Below are 14,128 nucleotides of genomic sequence, written 5' to 3' on the forward strand. Positions count from 1 at the left end.
TGTTGGCCCGCGGCTCAGGTTTCGCGGGTCAGGAAGGTATCGGCCAGCAGCTGGTTGCGGGGCAGGCCGGCCAGATAAAGCCGGCGCGCAAACTCCTCGACGCTGGCGGGGTGGCCGCAGAGTAAGGCGATGGTTTGCCGCGAAACAAGGCGGAATTGCGCCAAAACCTCTGGCAGCTCGGCCGGCGTGATCAGTTGGACGACAAGCCCGGAATGGGTTGCAGCCAGCTCGGCGAGGGATTTGGCCAGATAATGTCCGCCGGCGTCATGGGCCAGATGAATGATGCGGATGGGGCCCTGATGATGATTCCGCAGTGCTTCCCGCAGCAGCCCCCAGAGCGGCGCCAGTCCAGTGCCTGCGGCAAGGAACAACAGCGGCCGGGTGTCCCAGGCCGGTTCATAGTGCAGCGCGCCGCCATGCAGCTCGCCCAGGCGCAGCCTGTCGCCCGCAACCAGACGCCGGGCCCTGTCGCTGAACAGCCCAGGCTTGCGGCAATCCAGGTGGAATTCGAGGAAGTCATCGAAACCCGGCAGGCTGGCCAGGGAATAGGGCCGGGCGACGCCCTCGTCATTCCATAACAGGAGATGCTGGCCGGCGCTGTAACGCAGCGGCCGCGATGGCACGAGTCGCAGGCGCAGGACATCCGGGCCCGGCCAGTCGACGCCAACGACTTCGGCTTCCACGCCATCGCGCGCCGGGTCGAACACCTCCACCACCAGGTCCTGCACCACCAGGCACTGGCAGGACAGCCGCCACCCCTCGGCACGCTGGATACTGTCCAGCGCCTCGGGCCTGGCATCCGCCGGTTCACCGGACAGGCAGCGCACCAGGCAGGCGTGGCAACTGCCGGCTCGGCAACTGAAAGGCACGTTGCAGCCGCCCGCGTTCAGAGCGTCCAGCAGGTTGCTGGCGGGGGCTACGTTCCAACGTTTTCCGGCAACTTCGAGTTCAGGCACCCAGGCCCTCCCAGGCGGCATCGCAACGGTTACGTCCGCCGCGCTTCGCCCGATAGAGTGCCTGATCCGCACGCTGCAACGCATCATCCAGATCATCGCCGGCCGTCAGCAACGTCATGCCCGCCGACAGGCTCAACCGTTCCAGCTGCACGCCCACTGGCTCAGCCTGCTCGAAGGCCTGACGCAGGCGCTCGCAGCAGGCGGTCAGGCGGTCCGCATCGCAGTTGGGCAGCAGCAGGACGAACTCCTCGCCACCGTAGCGTGCCAACACGTCGCCGTCGCGCAGGCAGGCCCGCGCCACGGCCGCGAAGGTCTGCAACACCCGATCCCCGGCGGCGTGGCCGTGAACATCATTGATGCGTTTGAAATGGTCGAGGTCGATCAGGGCCAGTCCGTGCTGGCGGTTCGGCGTCAGACTGTCCAGTTCGCGGCTGGCCAGGCGCAGGAAATGACGGCGGTTGAACAGCCCGGTCAGTTCGTCGGTCGCGACCAGGTCTTCCAGCTGGCGCATCATTCCACGCAGTGTGTCCTGGTGCGCCTGCAGGGCGAAGCGGCGTTGACGCATGCGCTGGCGCAGCGCCTGGACATAACTGGCGAACAGGCTCAGCCAGACCATCAGTACGAACAGTACGCAAACCTGCAGCAACGCCAGGGCCGGGTCGGCCAATTGCATCAGGTAGGCCTCATACAGGTTGAGACCGGCGAACGCGAAGAAGCCGATTGCTGCGCAGCGGGCGAAGACCCTGGGCTTCAGCTGGAACACGCCGAACATCATGATCAGCACGTAGACGGTCAGCAAGGTGCCCCGCGCGTTGTCGACCATGGACATCAGCCAGGTGCTCCAGACCAGTGCGAGCAGCACCTGGGGTTCCGTCAGGCTGGGGTCGGAGAAACGCAGGTTGTGTCCGCTGAGGAACAGCCAGAACAGTGCGAGCTGGGACGCGGCAACAAGGCCGGAGCCGATCAGGGCGGTGCTCGGAGAAACCCGGAACAAGCCACCGATCATCGCGACCCAGCACAAGAGCAGGACCATCGAGTAGGTAGCCACCGCCATACCGAAGCGCTTCAGCAGCAGACTCTGCAAGGCTCTATGGCTGACCCGCTGGGTGGATGGGCTCATGGGGCTCCTTCCCGTAATGGCACCATGCCTTCAATGTACGCCTGTGATCACAAATTTCCTAGCCTGTAGGATGTGTCCGACAACCGACCAAGGTCGACTACCGGCGACTGTGCCCGACTAGCGCCACGCGCTATACTGCCGCGCCTTTTTTAGCCTCGCGCGCCGGGTCGTGGTCCGGCGCTTCCCTGATGTTCCCTCCAAGAGGAGCGCCCACATGACCGTGATCAAGCAAGATGATCTGATCCAGAGTGTCGCCGACGCCCTGCAGTTCATCTCCTACTACCATCCCGTGGATTTCATCCAGGCCATGCATGAGGCCTATCTGCGTGAAGAATCGCCTGCCGCGCGCGATTCCATGGCGCAGATCCTGATCAACTCGCGCATGTGCGCCACCGGCCACCGCCCGATCTGCCAGGACACCGGTATCGTCACCGTGTTCGTCCGCGTCGGCATGGACGTGCGCTGGGATGGCGCCACCATGAGCGTGGACGACATGATCAACGAGGGCGTGCGTCGCGCCTACAACCTGCCGGAGAACGTCCTGCGCGCCTCCATCCTGGCCGACCCAGCGGGCGCCCGTAAGAACACCAAGGACAACACCCCGGCGGTCATCCACTACTCCATCGTTCCCGGCAACACCGTGGAAGTGGACGTAGCGGCCAAGGGCGGCGGCTCCGAGAACAAGTCGAAGATGGCCATGCTCAACCCGTCCGACTCCATCGTCGACTGGGTACTGAAGACCGTCCCGACCATGGGTGCCGGCTGGTGCCCGCCGGGCATGCTCGGCATCGGCATCGGCGGTACCGCCGAGAAGGCCGCGGTGATGGCGAAGGAAGTCCTGATGGACGAAATCGACATCCACGAGCTGAAGGCCCGCGGTCCGCAGAACAAGATCGAGGAAATGCGCCTCGAGCTGTTCGAGAAGGTCAACCAGCTGGGCATCGGCGCCCAGGGCCTGGGCGGCCTGACCACCGTCCTCGACGTGAAGATCATGGACTACCCGACCCACGCTGCCTCGCTGCCGGTCTGCATGATCCCCAACTGCGCCGCTACCCGTCACGCCCACTTCGTGCTCGACGGCTCCGGCCCGGCTGAACTGGAAGCCCCGTCGCTGGACGCCTACCCGGAAATCGTCTGGGAAGCCGGCCCGTCCGCGCGCCGCGTCGACCTCGACACGATCACCCCGGAAGAAGTGCAGAGCTGGAAGCCGGGCGAGACCATCCTGCTCAACGGCAAGATGCTCACCGGCCGCGACGCTGCGCACAAGCGCATGGTCGACATGCTGAACAAGGGCGAAGAGCTGCCGGTGGACCTGAAAGGCCGCTTCATCTACTACGTCGGCCCGGTCGATCCGGTTGGCGACGAAGTGGTTGGCCCGGCTGGCCCCACCACCGCGACCCGCATGGACAAGTTCACTCGCCAGATTCTCGAGCAGACTGGCCTGCTGGGCATGATCGGCAAGTCCGAACGTGGTCCGATCGCTATCGACGCGATCAAGGACAACAAGGCCGTCTACCTGATGGCCGTCGGCGGCGCCGCCTACCTGGTTGCCCAGGCGATCAAGAAGTCCAAGGTCCTGGCCTTCGCCGAACTCGGTATGGAAGCCATCTACGAGTTCGACGTGAAGGACATGCCGGTCACCGTCGCCGTCGACACCAACGGCGAGTCGGTGCACATCACCGGCCCGGCGATCTGGCAACAGAAGATCGCCGAGAACCTGGCGGTGGAAGTGAAGTAAGCCTTCACCTTCGCTGAATGAAAAAGCCCGGCCATGCGCCGGGTTTTTTTTATGCTCCCGTAGGTTGTGGCAGAGCGGAGCGAAGCCCAACATCGCTGCGTTGGGCTTCGCAGGCTCAGCACCAACCTACAAAAGCGTTGTCTGGCCGAACTGCTCCGGCCAATCCCGCCGAGTGAACACCTGCCCTTCCGTACGTACCCGGCGCACTTCGTCCAAGTCGAGGTCGCAGATCAGCCACTGGCTGGTCGAAGGGCAGAGGTCGGGGCTTTCGGCGATCACGCCGTTGCTCGGCATGCCGTAGTCCGGCGGCACGTAGAGGCCAGCACGGCCGATGTTTTCATCCAGCGCTGGTGACCAGGGGGCGAGTCCAACGGTAGGCGACTGCAGGACGGCGATCTGATTCTCCAACGCGCGCGCCTGGGCACCGATGCGCACGCGGTTGTAGCCGGCTTCGGTGTCGGTGCAACTGGGGGCGAGGATCAGGTCGGCGCCGCCTTCGGCCAGGGTGCGCGCCAGCAGGGGGAACTCGTTGTCGTAGCAGATCAGGATGCCCAGTCGCCCCAGGGCCGTGTCGAACACCTTCAACCCCTCCCCCGCCGCGATGCCCCACTGCTCCCGCTCGAAGCGGGTCATGATCAGCTTGTCCTGATAGCCCAGTTCGCCGCCCGGTCCAAACAGCCAGGCGCGGTTGCGGAATCGCCCATCGGCATCACGCACCGGCAGGCTGCCGGGTTGCAGGTAGACACCGAGCTTCGCGGCGATGCCGGCGCACAGTGCCCGCCAGTCCTGCAGGAGGGGCTGGATGCCGACGATGGACGCCTGCAAGTCCCCTCGCTCGTCCGGCGCCAACTGACCGGCCAGCACCAGGCCGGCGTACTCGGGCAGCACCAGCAGCTTCGCGCCTGCCGCAGCCGCCTCGGCGCACAGGCCCTCCAGGTGAGTGGCGTAGGCCTCCCAGCTTTCATGCAACTCGATGGCGTACTGGCAGGCGGCGATCCTGATCATGGGGTGAGCTCCTTGAGCCAGAAGGACATGGGCTTGGCCGACTCCGCCGCTTCGTCCAGGTCACGCCAGTGGAATTCGGTGCGCAGCTCCGGGTAGTGGCGATAACCACGCCGCGCCCAGAATTCATTGAGTGGCTGGTAACCGGGTGGACGGCGGGGATGATCGGCTGATCGCTCCACCGCGCAGAAGGCGCAATGCGCGAAACGCCCAAGGCGCCGTGCATAAGCCTCGCGCTCGGCGAAAAATCGCACGCCCAACCCGGTGCCCCGGTACTCCGCCTGCAGCACGGACTCGCCGAAGTAGAAGATGCGCGCCGGGTCCCAACCCTGCTCTCGGAACGGCCGCTGGAATGCTTCGGTTTCATCCGCCATCGGCAGACCGGTGGAAGCCCCCACCACACGCTCGCCATCCAGCGCCAGGACGAACAGGCTTTCCGGCGATTCAGCGTAGGTGGCGAGGTAGCGCGCTTCATACGCCAGTGTGCCGTCGTAGAGGTACGGAAACTCGCGGAACACCGTCAGGCGAAGGCGTGCGAGGTCATCGATGTGAGGCGCGATGTCTGCGCCCTGGAGAAGTCGGATCTGCATCGGATCGGTCGTTCTGGGGAAGTGGATGACGCCCCTGGCTAAGTCGGGCTCCGGTCAGGAACCTATCATGCCGGACACGGACCGAATGACCCCATTGCGACAGGAACCCAACCATGACCGCTACCGAACTGGTGCAAGCCTATTACGCCGCCTTCAACGCCAGCGATATGCCAGCCTTCCTCGCCCTGCTCAGCGAGGATGTGGTGCACGACATCAACCAGGGCGAACGCCAGCAGGGCAAGGCGGCCTTCGCGGCGTTCATGGAGAAGATGAACCGCTGCTACAAGGAGCGGCTGTCGGACATCGTGGTCATGCAGAGCGCCGACGGCAGCCGCGCCGCCGCCGAGTTCGTGGTGCACGGCCAGTACCTGTCCAACGATGAGGGCCTGCCGCCAGCCAAGGGCCAGACCTACGTGCTGCCGGCCGGCGCCTTCTTCCATATCCACTGCGGCAAGATCGCTCGGGTGACGAACTACTACAACCTGAACGACTGGGTCGAACAGGTCTGCTGAGAACAGCCTGCTGCGCGTCGGCGATACGGCGTTATAAACAGCCTCGAAATGCTCATTTACAGTCGTAAACTCGCGTGCGAGCCCAGTCCGCTTTCTCAGCTGTTTATGCCTTGTCTCGCTCTAGCTCGCGAGGCTGTGGGCATAGCCGTTAAGTGTTCACCCGCGCTTTGGGCAGCTCGACCACAGTCGCGCGGCGCTGGGCCAGGTAGCGAGTGCAGCTCACGCGCAGGAAGGAGGCGAAATTGACCACCTCGCCGCGGTACTCCATCACCTCGTCGTAGAGCTTGGTGATGAGCTGGTTGGTGGTCATGCCGTCCACCTCGGCGATTTCCCGCAGGATGTCCCAGAACTGGTTCTCCAGGCGCAGCGTGGTGACCACGCCACGGATGCGCAGCGAGCGCGAACGGGACTCGTAGAGGATGGGATCGGCCTTGACGTACAGCTCGCACATGGTGCGCCTCCTGTTTTGGCGATGCGGAATCAATTGGGCCAGGTAGGTTGTGGCAGAGCGTAGCGAAGCCCAACGCACTCGATTGTTGGGCTTCGCACAACTTAGCCACAACCTACGATCACAGCTCGATCTTCGTCCCGAGCAGCTTGAGGAACGCCGCCAGCCACGCAGGATGCGCCGGCCAGGCCGGGGCGGTGACCAGGTTGCCCTGGGTGTGCGCGGCATCGACCGGGATATCCACATACTGGCCGCCCGCAAGCCTGACTTCCGGACCGCACGCCGGATAAGCACTGCACTCGCGCCCTTCCAGGACGCCGGCAGCCGCCAGCAACTGGGCACCGTGGCAAACCGCGGCAATGGGTTTGCCAGCCTTGTCGAAGGCCTTCACCAGCTCCAGCACGGTGGCGTTCAGGCGCAGGTACTCCGGCGCGCGGCCGCCCGGGATCAGCAGGGCGTCGTAGTCCTCTGCCTTGACCTTGGCGAAGTCGAAGTTGAGGGCGAAGTTGTGACCCGGTTTCTCGCTGTAGGTCTGGTCGCCTTCGAAATCATGAATGGCGGTACGCACGCTCTGGCCGGCTATCTTGTCCGGGCACACGGCGTGCACGGTGTGACCGACCATCAGCAGGGCCTGGAACGGCACCATGGTTTCGTAGTCTTCGGCGTAGTCGCCGACCAGCATCAGAATCTTCTTCGCGGCCATTTCGCATCCTCCTGGATTGGAAGCCCTGAGGCTTCAAAGGTAGCCAATTATCCGCGCCGTCCTTCGATCGCGGGTAATAGGCCCCTACTACAGGCGTGCCGAACGTCAGATGCCGATCTTGTCCAGCGCCTGGCCCACGCCCCGCCAGAACCCTTCCTGCGGACGTACCATCTCGCCGCTGGCGGCGATCCGCTCGCTCGGCTGCACCTGGCGCGTAGCGGTGATTTCCTGGCTGCCCAGGGATTCCTCCACCAGTTGCAGCGGCCCATTGCCCGCGCCGGGCTGGTCGCTGTTCTTCGGCGGCGGGTCCAGTTCGTCGTAACGCAGGTAGTACGTACGCCCGCCCGCCGCGTCCAGGACGAATGACGTGATGAGGGTGAAATCCAGTGGGCCGTCGGCGAACAGGGTCCAGTAGCTGCCGAACAGCGGACGGCGCATTTCCAGCTTGTAGCTGGCGGTATCGAACTCCAGCACCAGGTAACCGTTGCTCGGCAGGCTGCCGATCAGTTCGTTGTTGAGGAAGAGGCCCGGTGCTTCCAGTTCCTGGTCGGCCCATTGACTCTGCGGCCGGTACAGGTAGACCAGCGCGTGCTCCGCATCGCTCGGTGCGACGGCCTGGAATGCCGGCCCCTGGGTTGCACCGAAGAACGCACCGGGGGTGGAACAGCCGCCCAGCACGGCGCAAAGCAGCAGGATCGGCAGATATCGGCGGCCCATGCAGCCACTCCCTCTTGTTGTAGTGGAGCAAGCCTAGCCCGGCATCTATCCGCAGGCACCCGACGAAAGTGCGGCGCCCCGCTAACGGCGCCGGTCGAGCAGGTTCACCACCAGGCGGTCCAGCCAGCCCCAGAGTCGCTGGCGCAGGCGCTTGATCAGCGGCCGGGCATGCCAGTCGTCCATGGTGATTTCGCGGCTATCGGAGAAATCCTGGCGCATGCAGGCATCGACTGCCTGGGTGAAATTCAGGTCCAGCGCCTCGACGTTGGCCTCCAGGTTGAAGCGCAGGTTCCAGTGGTCGAAGTTGCAGGAACCGACGCTGACCCAGTCATCGGCCAGCGCCATTTTCAGGTGCAGGAAGCGCTTCTGGTACTCGAATATCCGCACCCCGGCACGCAGGAGGCGCGGGTAGTAACGCTGGCCGGCGAAGCGTATCGGCGGGTGGTCGGTGTGACGGCTGGTGAGCAGCAGGCGCACCTCGACACCCTGTCGTGCGGCCTTGATCAGGGCACGGCGAACCTTCCAGCTCGGCAGGAAGTAGGGCGTCGCCAGCCACACGCGATTGCGCGCAGTACGAATGCTGCGCACCAGTGACTGGACGATGTCGCGATGCTGACTGGCATCGGCGTAGGCCAGGCGCCCAAGCCCTTCGCCCATCGCCGGATAGGGCGGCAGGTGCTTCAGGCCCGGCGCCTCTCCCGATTTCCACGGGCGGCGGCCGAGATTGGCCAGCCACTGGTAGTCGAAGATCAGCTGCCAGTGCGCCACCAGCGGCCCTTCGATAGCCACCATCACCTCGTGCCAGCGGCTGATCTCCTGGGCCGGGTCCCAGAATTCGTCGGTTGCCCCGGTGCCGCCCACAAAGGCCAGGCGATCATCCACCACGAGGATCTTGCGATGGTCGCGATACAGGTTCCCGAAGCCGCTTCGCCAGCGCAGCGGGTTGTAGAACTGCAGCAGCACCCCGGCATCGTTGAGCCGATCACGAAGCGCGCGGCCGAGTTTCAGGCTGCCGAAATCATCGAACAGGCAACGCACGCGTACGCCGCGCACGGCGGCGACGCACAGGGCATCCACCAGCGCCTCGCTGCAGCGACCGTCTTCCACCAGGTACAACTCCAGCGCGACCTGGTACTCCGCCCGGGCAATGGCGGTGAGCATGGTCGGAAAGAATTGCGGGCCGTCGATCAGCAACTCGAGGCGGTTGCCGGACTTCCAGGGGAAGATCTGCCCCATCAGCGCTCCGTGAAGATCAGCACGGCACCTACCGGTACCGACAGGCTGATGCCCGGCAGGCCGGCGAGCTTGCGCAGCCCATCGAGTGCAGAGGTCAGGCCGAAGTCCTCCACCTGAAGCACCAGCGGCGCCAGGGTCACCACCTGGAAGCGATGGTCGTCCAGGCGGGTGGCCAGGAGTTCCGCGCGGTATTGCTGCTGCTTGTCGCGAATCTTCACGGTGAGCGGCAGGCCCAGCTCCAGTTGCGCACCGGGTGCCAGGTCGGTGATCGGACGCAGATCCAGCTGGGCGCTGACTTCGGCCTCGGGGTAGTTGGCGATGTCGAAGAACTGATCACGCAGGCGCTGATCGCGCAGCGGAACGCCGGTGCTGACCGACTCGAGCTCAATGCGCAGGTGAGCCTTGCCATCCTTGCCGATCTTGCCGTGCAGGGTGAGGAAGCGGTGTACCTCGGAGATGCTGCCGGCCTTGGTGGAGATGAAGGATATCCGCGACGACTCGTTGTCCAGGTACCAGCTTGCGTGGACCGGCAGCGCCAGCGCGGCGAGCAGGGCAATGAGTGGGCGTATCGATTTGTGCATGCGGGCTTCCTTTGGCATGTCGCTGACGGCCGGAAGACTTCGGCCGGACTCCATTGGTCACACGAATCGCCGCCGGGTTCCCCTTTGGGGCGGTCCCGACGGACGGACAATGGATGCAAAGCTACCAGAGGAAACGAACTTTGGGGCCTTGTAGGAGCTAGCTTGCTAGCGAAATGGGACTATTCGCTGGCAAGCCAGCTCCTACGGGCAATGCAGCTACTTGCAACACTTGCTGCAGACACAGCGAATGAATTCGCCCCTACAAGGCCCGTTGCGCGTTACAGGCGCGGGTAGTCGATGTAGCCCACCGGGCCCTTGGCGTAGAAGAGTTCCGGACGCGGTTCGTTCAGCGGTGCATCCAGGCGCAAGCGCTCGGGCAGGTCGGGGTTGGCGATGAAGGGGATGCCGAAGGCCACGGCATCGGCCTTGCCGCTTTCCAGCCAGGCAGCGGCGCTGTCCTTGGTGAAGCGTTCGTTGGCGATGAATACGCCGCCGAAATCTTCCTTCAGTTGCGGTGACAGGCTGTCCTCGCCTTCCTTCTCACGGGCGCAGATGAAGGCCACGCCACGCTTGCCCAGTTCACGGGCGACGTAACCGAAAGTCGCGGCGAGGTCGGAGTCACCCATATCGTGGGAGTCAGCGCGCGGTGCCAGGTGCACGCCGACGCGGCCGGCGCCCCACACCTTGATTGCGGCATCGGTGACTTCCAGCAGCAGGCGGGCGCGGTTTTCGATTGAGCCGCCGTACTGGTCGCTGCGTTTGTTGGTGCCGTCCTGGAGGAACTGATCCAGCAGGTAGCCGTTGGCAGCGTGGATTTCCACACCGTCGAAACCGGCGGCCTGGGCGTTCTCCGCGCCGACGCGGTAGGCGTCGACGATATCGGCGATCTCCTCGGTTTCCAAGGCGCGCGGCACTGGATAGCCACGCAGCGGACGCAGCAGGCTGACGTGGCCCTTGGCCGCGATGGCGCTGGGTGCCACCGGTGCTTCGCCGTCCAGGTAGCTCGGGTCGGAGATACGGCCAACGTGCCAGAGCTGCAGGACGATCTTGCCGCCGTTGCCGTGGACCGCCTTGGTGATGTTGCTCCAGCCCTTCACCTGCTCGTCGGACCAGATGCCGGGGGTATCCGGGTAACCGACGCCCAGGGGCGTGACAGAAGTGGCTTCGCTGATGATCAGCCCGGCGGACGCGCGCTGGGTGTAGTACTCGGCCATCAGGGCGTTGGGTACGCGGCCCTCGTCGGCGCGGCAGCGGGTCAGCGGCGCCATGATGATGCGGTTGGAAAGTTCCAGGTCGCCAATCTTGATCGGGTCGAAGAGCGTGGGCATGTCATTTACCTCGGGTCAGTCGAGAGCCGCTTGCAGCTCGGGAGTACGGTTGCTGAAGGTGAGCAGGGTCGCTATCAGGGCGAGGATCGCCAGCACGGCAGCGGCCAGGGGAACAGTGGTGAGGCCGTAGCCCTGGCTGATGACCAGGCCTCCGACCCAGGCGCCAAGGGCATTGCCCACGTTGAAGGCGCCGATATTCAGGGTGGAAACCAGGTTTGGCGCGGCGCTGCCGAAGTTCACCACGTTGACCTGCAGGGCCGGCACGGCGGCGAATGCGGCGGTGGCCCAGAGGAACAGGGTGATTTCCGTGGGGATCAGCGCGGCGCTGGTCCAGGTCAGGGCACTGGAGGCAACAGCCAGGGCAACGAACACGCCCATCAGGGTCTGTGCCAGCTTCCAGTCGGCCAGACGGCCACCGATCACGTTGCCCAGGGTCAGGCCAAGACCGATCAGCAACAGGGTCCAGGTCACGCCTCGGGGCGAAACGCCGGTCACCTCGCCGAGCAGCGGCGCAACGTAGGTGAAGATGCAGAACACGGCGGCGGAGAACAGCACGGTGGTGGACAGCGCCAACCACAGCCCGGCACCCCGCAGGGCAGCGAATTCAGCGCGGATGTCGGTGGCTTCTTCATCGTCCTGGCGCGGCAGTATCCGCCACAGGCCGATCAGCGCAGCGATGCCGATCAGGGTCACGGCCCAGAATGTCGAACGCCAGCCGGCGACCTGGCCCAGGGCGGTACCCAGGGGAACGCCCAACACGTTGGCCAGGGTCAGGCCGGTGAACATCAGGGCGACGGCGGAAGCCTTGCGGTTGGCCGGCACCAGGCTCGCAGCCACCACCGAACCGATACCGAAGAAGGCGCCATGGCAGAGCGCGGTGACGACACGCGCCAGCATCAGCAGGCCGTAGTTGGCGGCGATGGCGCAGAGCAGGTTGCCGATAATGAACACGCCCATCAGCACCAGCAGAGCGCGCTTACGTGGCAGCTTCGAGGTGAGCATCGCCATGAATGGCGCGCCGATGGCGACGCCCAGCGCATAGCCGGTGACCAGCCAGCCCGCACCGGGGATGGACACGCCGAGGTCGGCGGCCACCTCGGGCAGCAGGCCCATGATGACGAATTCGGTTGTGCCTATCGCAAAAGCGGACAAGGCGAGGACGAGAAGCGCAGTAGGCATTGGCCTGCTCCTGGGAAGATTTTCGAGTTGTGGCAGGTGCTGCAGTTACAGCTCGTCGCTCATCTGGCGAAGAAATTCAGCGATGACGGCTTCATTGCGTTTGAAGAAGTTCCATTGGCCCACCTTGCGGCTGGTCACCAGTCCGGCGCGCTGCAAGGTCGCCAGGTGCGTCGAGACGGTGGACTGGGACAGCCCGCAGCGTTGGTCGAACTTGCCGGCGCAGACGCCGATTTCGAATGGGTGGTCTTGCTCGACGAAGTACTTTTCCGGTTCCTTGAGCCACTGCAGCATCTCCCGTCGCACTGGATGGGCGAGTGCCTTGATGATTTCGTCGAGGTCGATGGGTGTGCTCATGGCGGTGGATTCGTATATCGAGATGGAACGAACTTTATATCGAGAAAGGTCGATATGGGATCGTTTGTGCCGATAGTCATCATCGACCGCCATGATAAAACCGTCTCTGAGTTAAGCTCGGCCAATGAACTACCTCGCTCACCTCCATCTCGGCGGCTCGCAGCCCGCGCAACTGCTCGGCAGCCTCTATGGCGACTTCGTCAAAGGGCCGCTTGCCGGGCGCTGGCCGGCGGATATCGAAGCCGGCATCCGCCTGCACCGGCGCATCGACGCCTTCACCGACAGCCATCCCCTCATCACCCAGGCCAAGCTGCGCTTTCCCAGCGAGCGGCGGCGCTTCGCCGGCATCCTGCTGGATGTCTTCTTCGACCATTGCCTGGCCCGCGACTGGCAGCTCTACGCCGCTGAACCGCTGGACGCCTTCACCCACCACGTCTACCAGGTCCTGGGCGACGAACCTGAACTGCCCGGCCGCCTGGCCCTCATCGCGCCCCGCATGGCCGCGCAGGATTGGCTGGGGAGCTACCGGGAGTTCGAGACGCTGGAACTGGTCATCAACGGTATTTCGCGACGCTTTTCCCGTCCCGAAAGACTGGCCGGCGCCATGACCGAGCTGGAAGCCCTGTACCTGCCCCTCAGCGATGACTTCCGGCAGTTTTATCCACAGCTCCAGCAATTCGCAGGAACCCAGCAAAGCCACGGTTGATCTGCATCAAGGGAAACTTCTTACATCTGCAGTGGAATGGGCCTACAGGAATCCGCTACTGGAGGTGCCAGATGAAAGCATTGATGCTCGCGACCGACCTTTCCAACCGTTCCGACCGCGCCCTGCGGCGGGCGGCGCGCCTGGCCCATCAGTTCAACTGCCCCTGGTTCATCCTGCACGTGGTCGACGAAGACCAGCCGCAATTGCGCATCGAGCTGGAAGTGGAACAGGTCCGCCGTTATCTGAACGAGCAGATGGACTTCTTCACCGAGCTGGCCGGCCGCGCGCCGGAAATCTGGGTGGAAGTGGGCGACCCGGCCAAGCACATCGCCGATTGCACCCGCTGGGCCGAAATCGATCTGCTGGTCGTCGGCAGCCACCGCAAGAGCCCACTGCGCGACATCTTCACGGGGACCACCCTGGAGCGCCTGTTGCGCACCAGCCATGTACCGATCCTGCTGGTGAACAAGGCGGCTGAAGACGACTACCTGATGCCCCTGCTGGCCCTGGACTGCTCCCCGGCTTCCGCCCAGGCGGTGCGTGCCGCCGACGCACTGGGTCTGTTGCCGAAGACCGGCGCCAAGGCGCTGCATGCCTTCGACCCGCTGGGCGGCGCCATGATGCTGGCGGCCTCTGCCGGCGTCGGGGCGATCCCCGGTGACTACGGCGCCGACGAACGCCGCCGTGCCACGGCTGCGCTGGATGAGTTCCTGCTCCGCGAAGAGCTGGGTGCCCTCATCGATCAGCGCCTGATCGAAGAAGGCCAGCCCATGACCGCTCTGCGGCGCGTGCTGGATCGCGACCCCGTCGACCTGCTGGTGATGGGCACGCGGGGATTGACCGGCATGAAGCGGATACTGATCGGCAGCGTCGCCGATGCCGCCATACGCGAGCTGGACTGCGACATCCTCGCGGTGCCGCCAATCCGCTGGCCGGACAAGGACAAGGCCTGACCCCC

The 14,128-nt window shown here is 64.6% G+C and carries 16 protein-coding genes; 4 read left to right on the forward strand and 12 right to left on the reverse strand.

Annotated features, from left to right (window positions below; translation table 11 throughout):
• Nucleotides 1-14: 14 nt before the first annotated feature.
• Nucleotides 15-956, reverse strand: coding sequence for an iron-sulfur-binding ferredoxin reductase (locus DM872_RS15895; RefSeq protein ID WP_179060388.1), 942 nt, complete (start codon nt 954-956; stop codon nt 15-17).
• The gene (locus DM872_RS15900; RefSeq protein ID WP_179060389.1) at nt 949-2,076 is read right to left on the reverse strand and encodes a GGDEF domain-containing protein; all 1,128 of its coding nucleotides are present in this window, start codon (nt 2,074-2,076) and stop codon (nt 949-951) included. Before DM872_RS15900 ends, DM872_RS15895 begins: the two co-directional genes overlap by 8 nt.
• A gap of 214 nt (nt 2,077-2,290) precedes the next feature.
• Between DM872_RS15900 and DM872_RS15905 the strand changes: the two genes are divergently transcribed.
• Nucleotides 2,291-3,814, forward strand: a complete 1,524-nt coding sequence (locus DM872_RS15905; RefSeq protein WP_179060390.1) for a fumarate hydratase — start codon at nt 2,291-2,293, stop codon at nt 3,812-3,814.
• Between the two features lie 126 nt (nt 3,815-3,940).
• On the opposite strand, the gene DM872_RS15910 is transcribed toward DM872_RS15905, so the two are convergent.
• Nucleotides 3,941-4,819, reverse strand: a complete 879-nt coding sequence (locus DM872_RS15910; protein ID WP_179060391.1) for a carbon-nitrogen hydrolase family protein — start codon at nt 4,817-4,819, stop codon at nt 3,941-3,943.
• Nucleotides 4,816-5,406, reverse strand: coding sequence for a GNAT family N-acetyltransferase (locus DM872_RS15915; RefSeq protein WP_179060392.1), 591 nt, complete (start codon nt 5,404-5,406; stop codon nt 4,816-4,818). Before DM872_RS15915 ends, DM872_RS15910 begins: the two co-directional genes overlap by 4 nt.
• A 113-nt stretch (nt 5,407-5,519) precedes the next feature.
• Here DM872_RS15915 and DM872_RS15920 point away from each other — a divergent pair, with 113 nt between their 5' ends.
• On the forward strand, nt 5,520-5,918 hold the full coding sequence (locus tag DM872_RS15920; RefSeq protein WP_179060393.1) for a nuclear transport factor 2 family protein: 399 nt from the start codon (nt 5,520-5,522) through the stop codon (nt 5,916-5,918).
• Between the two features lie 148 nt (nt 5,919-6,066).
• Here the strand turns inward: DM872_RS15920 and DM872_RS15925 are convergent, their stop codons facing one another.
• From DM872_RS15925 to DM872_RS15960, 8 genes are all read right to left on the reverse strand, one after another.
• Complete coding sequence (locus DM872_RS15925; RefSeq protein ID WP_179060394.1) at nt 6,067-6,369, reverse strand: ribbon-helix-helix domain-containing protein; 303 nt, start codon at nt 6,367-6,369, stop codon at nt 6,067-6,069.
• A gap of 118 nt (nt 6,370-6,487) precedes the next feature.
• Nucleotides 6,488-7,069, reverse strand: a complete 582-nt coding sequence (locus DM872_RS15930) for a DJ-1/PfpI family protein (protein WP_077526717.1) — start codon at nt 7,067-7,069, stop codon at nt 6,488-6,490.
• Nucleotides 7,070-7,174: 105 nt separating this feature from the next.
• A complete protein-coding gene (locus DM872_RS15935) occupies nt 7,175-7,786 on the reverse strand; it encodes a DUF2846 domain-containing protein (RefSeq protein ID WP_077526715.1) in 612 nt (203 codons plus the stop codon).
• Nucleotides 7,787-7,867: 81 nt separating this feature from the next.
• Entirely contained in the window at nt 7,868-9,025 is a 1,158-nt protein-coding gene (locus DM872_RS15940; protein WP_179060556.1) for a phospholipase D-like domain-containing protein, read from the reverse strand.
• Nucleotides 9,022-9,603 carry a YceI family protein gene (locus DM872_RS15945; protein ID WP_179060395.1) on the reverse strand — a complete coding sequence of 194 codons (582 nt, stop codon included), beginning with the start codon at nt 9,601-9,603 and terminating at the stop codon, nt 9,022-9,024. The genes DM872_RS15940 and DM872_RS15945 overlap by 4 nt, the downstream gene beginning before the upstream one ends.
• 278 nt (nt 9,604-9,881) lie before the next feature.
• Nucleotides 9,882-10,931 carry an alkene reductase gene (locus DM872_RS15950; protein WP_179060396.1) on the reverse strand — a complete coding sequence of 350 codons (1,050 nt, stop codon included), beginning with the start codon at nt 10,929-10,931 and terminating at the stop codon, nt 9,882-9,884.
• A 15-nt stretch (nt 10,932-10,946) separates the two neighbouring features.
• Nucleotides 10,947-12,110, reverse strand: a complete 1,164-nt coding sequence (locus DM872_RS15955; protein WP_179060397.1) for an MFS transporter — start codon at nt 12,108-12,110, stop codon at nt 10,947-10,949.
• Nucleotides 12,111-12,155: 45 nt separating this feature from the next.
• Complete coding sequence (locus DM872_RS15960; RefSeq protein WP_077526707.1) at nt 12,156-12,464, reverse strand: ArsR/SmtB family transcription factor; 309 nt, start codon at nt 12,462-12,464, stop codon at nt 12,156-12,158.
• 124 nt (nt 12,465-12,588) lie between these two features.
• On the opposite strand from DM872_RS15960, the gene DM872_RS15965 reads away from it, so the two are divergent.
• Entirely contained in the window at nt 12,589-13,170 is a 582-nt protein-coding gene (locus DM872_RS15965) for an acyl carrier protein phosphodiesterase (RefSeq protein WP_179060398.1), read from the forward strand.
• A gap of 71 nt (nt 13,171-13,241) precedes the next feature.
• Nucleotides 13,242-14,123, forward strand: a complete 882-nt coding sequence (locus DM872_RS15970; protein ID WP_179060399.1) for a universal stress protein — start codon at nt 13,242-13,244, stop codon at nt 14,121-14,123.
• Nucleotides 14,124-14,128: the final 5 nt, after the last annotated feature.

Source organism: Pseudomonas taiwanensis (assembly GCF_013393345.1).
In the GTDB taxonomy this organism is placed as follows: Bacteria; Pseudomonadota; Gammaproteobacteria; order Pseudomonadales; family Pseudomonadaceae; genus Metapseudomonas; species Metapseudomonas resinovorans_C.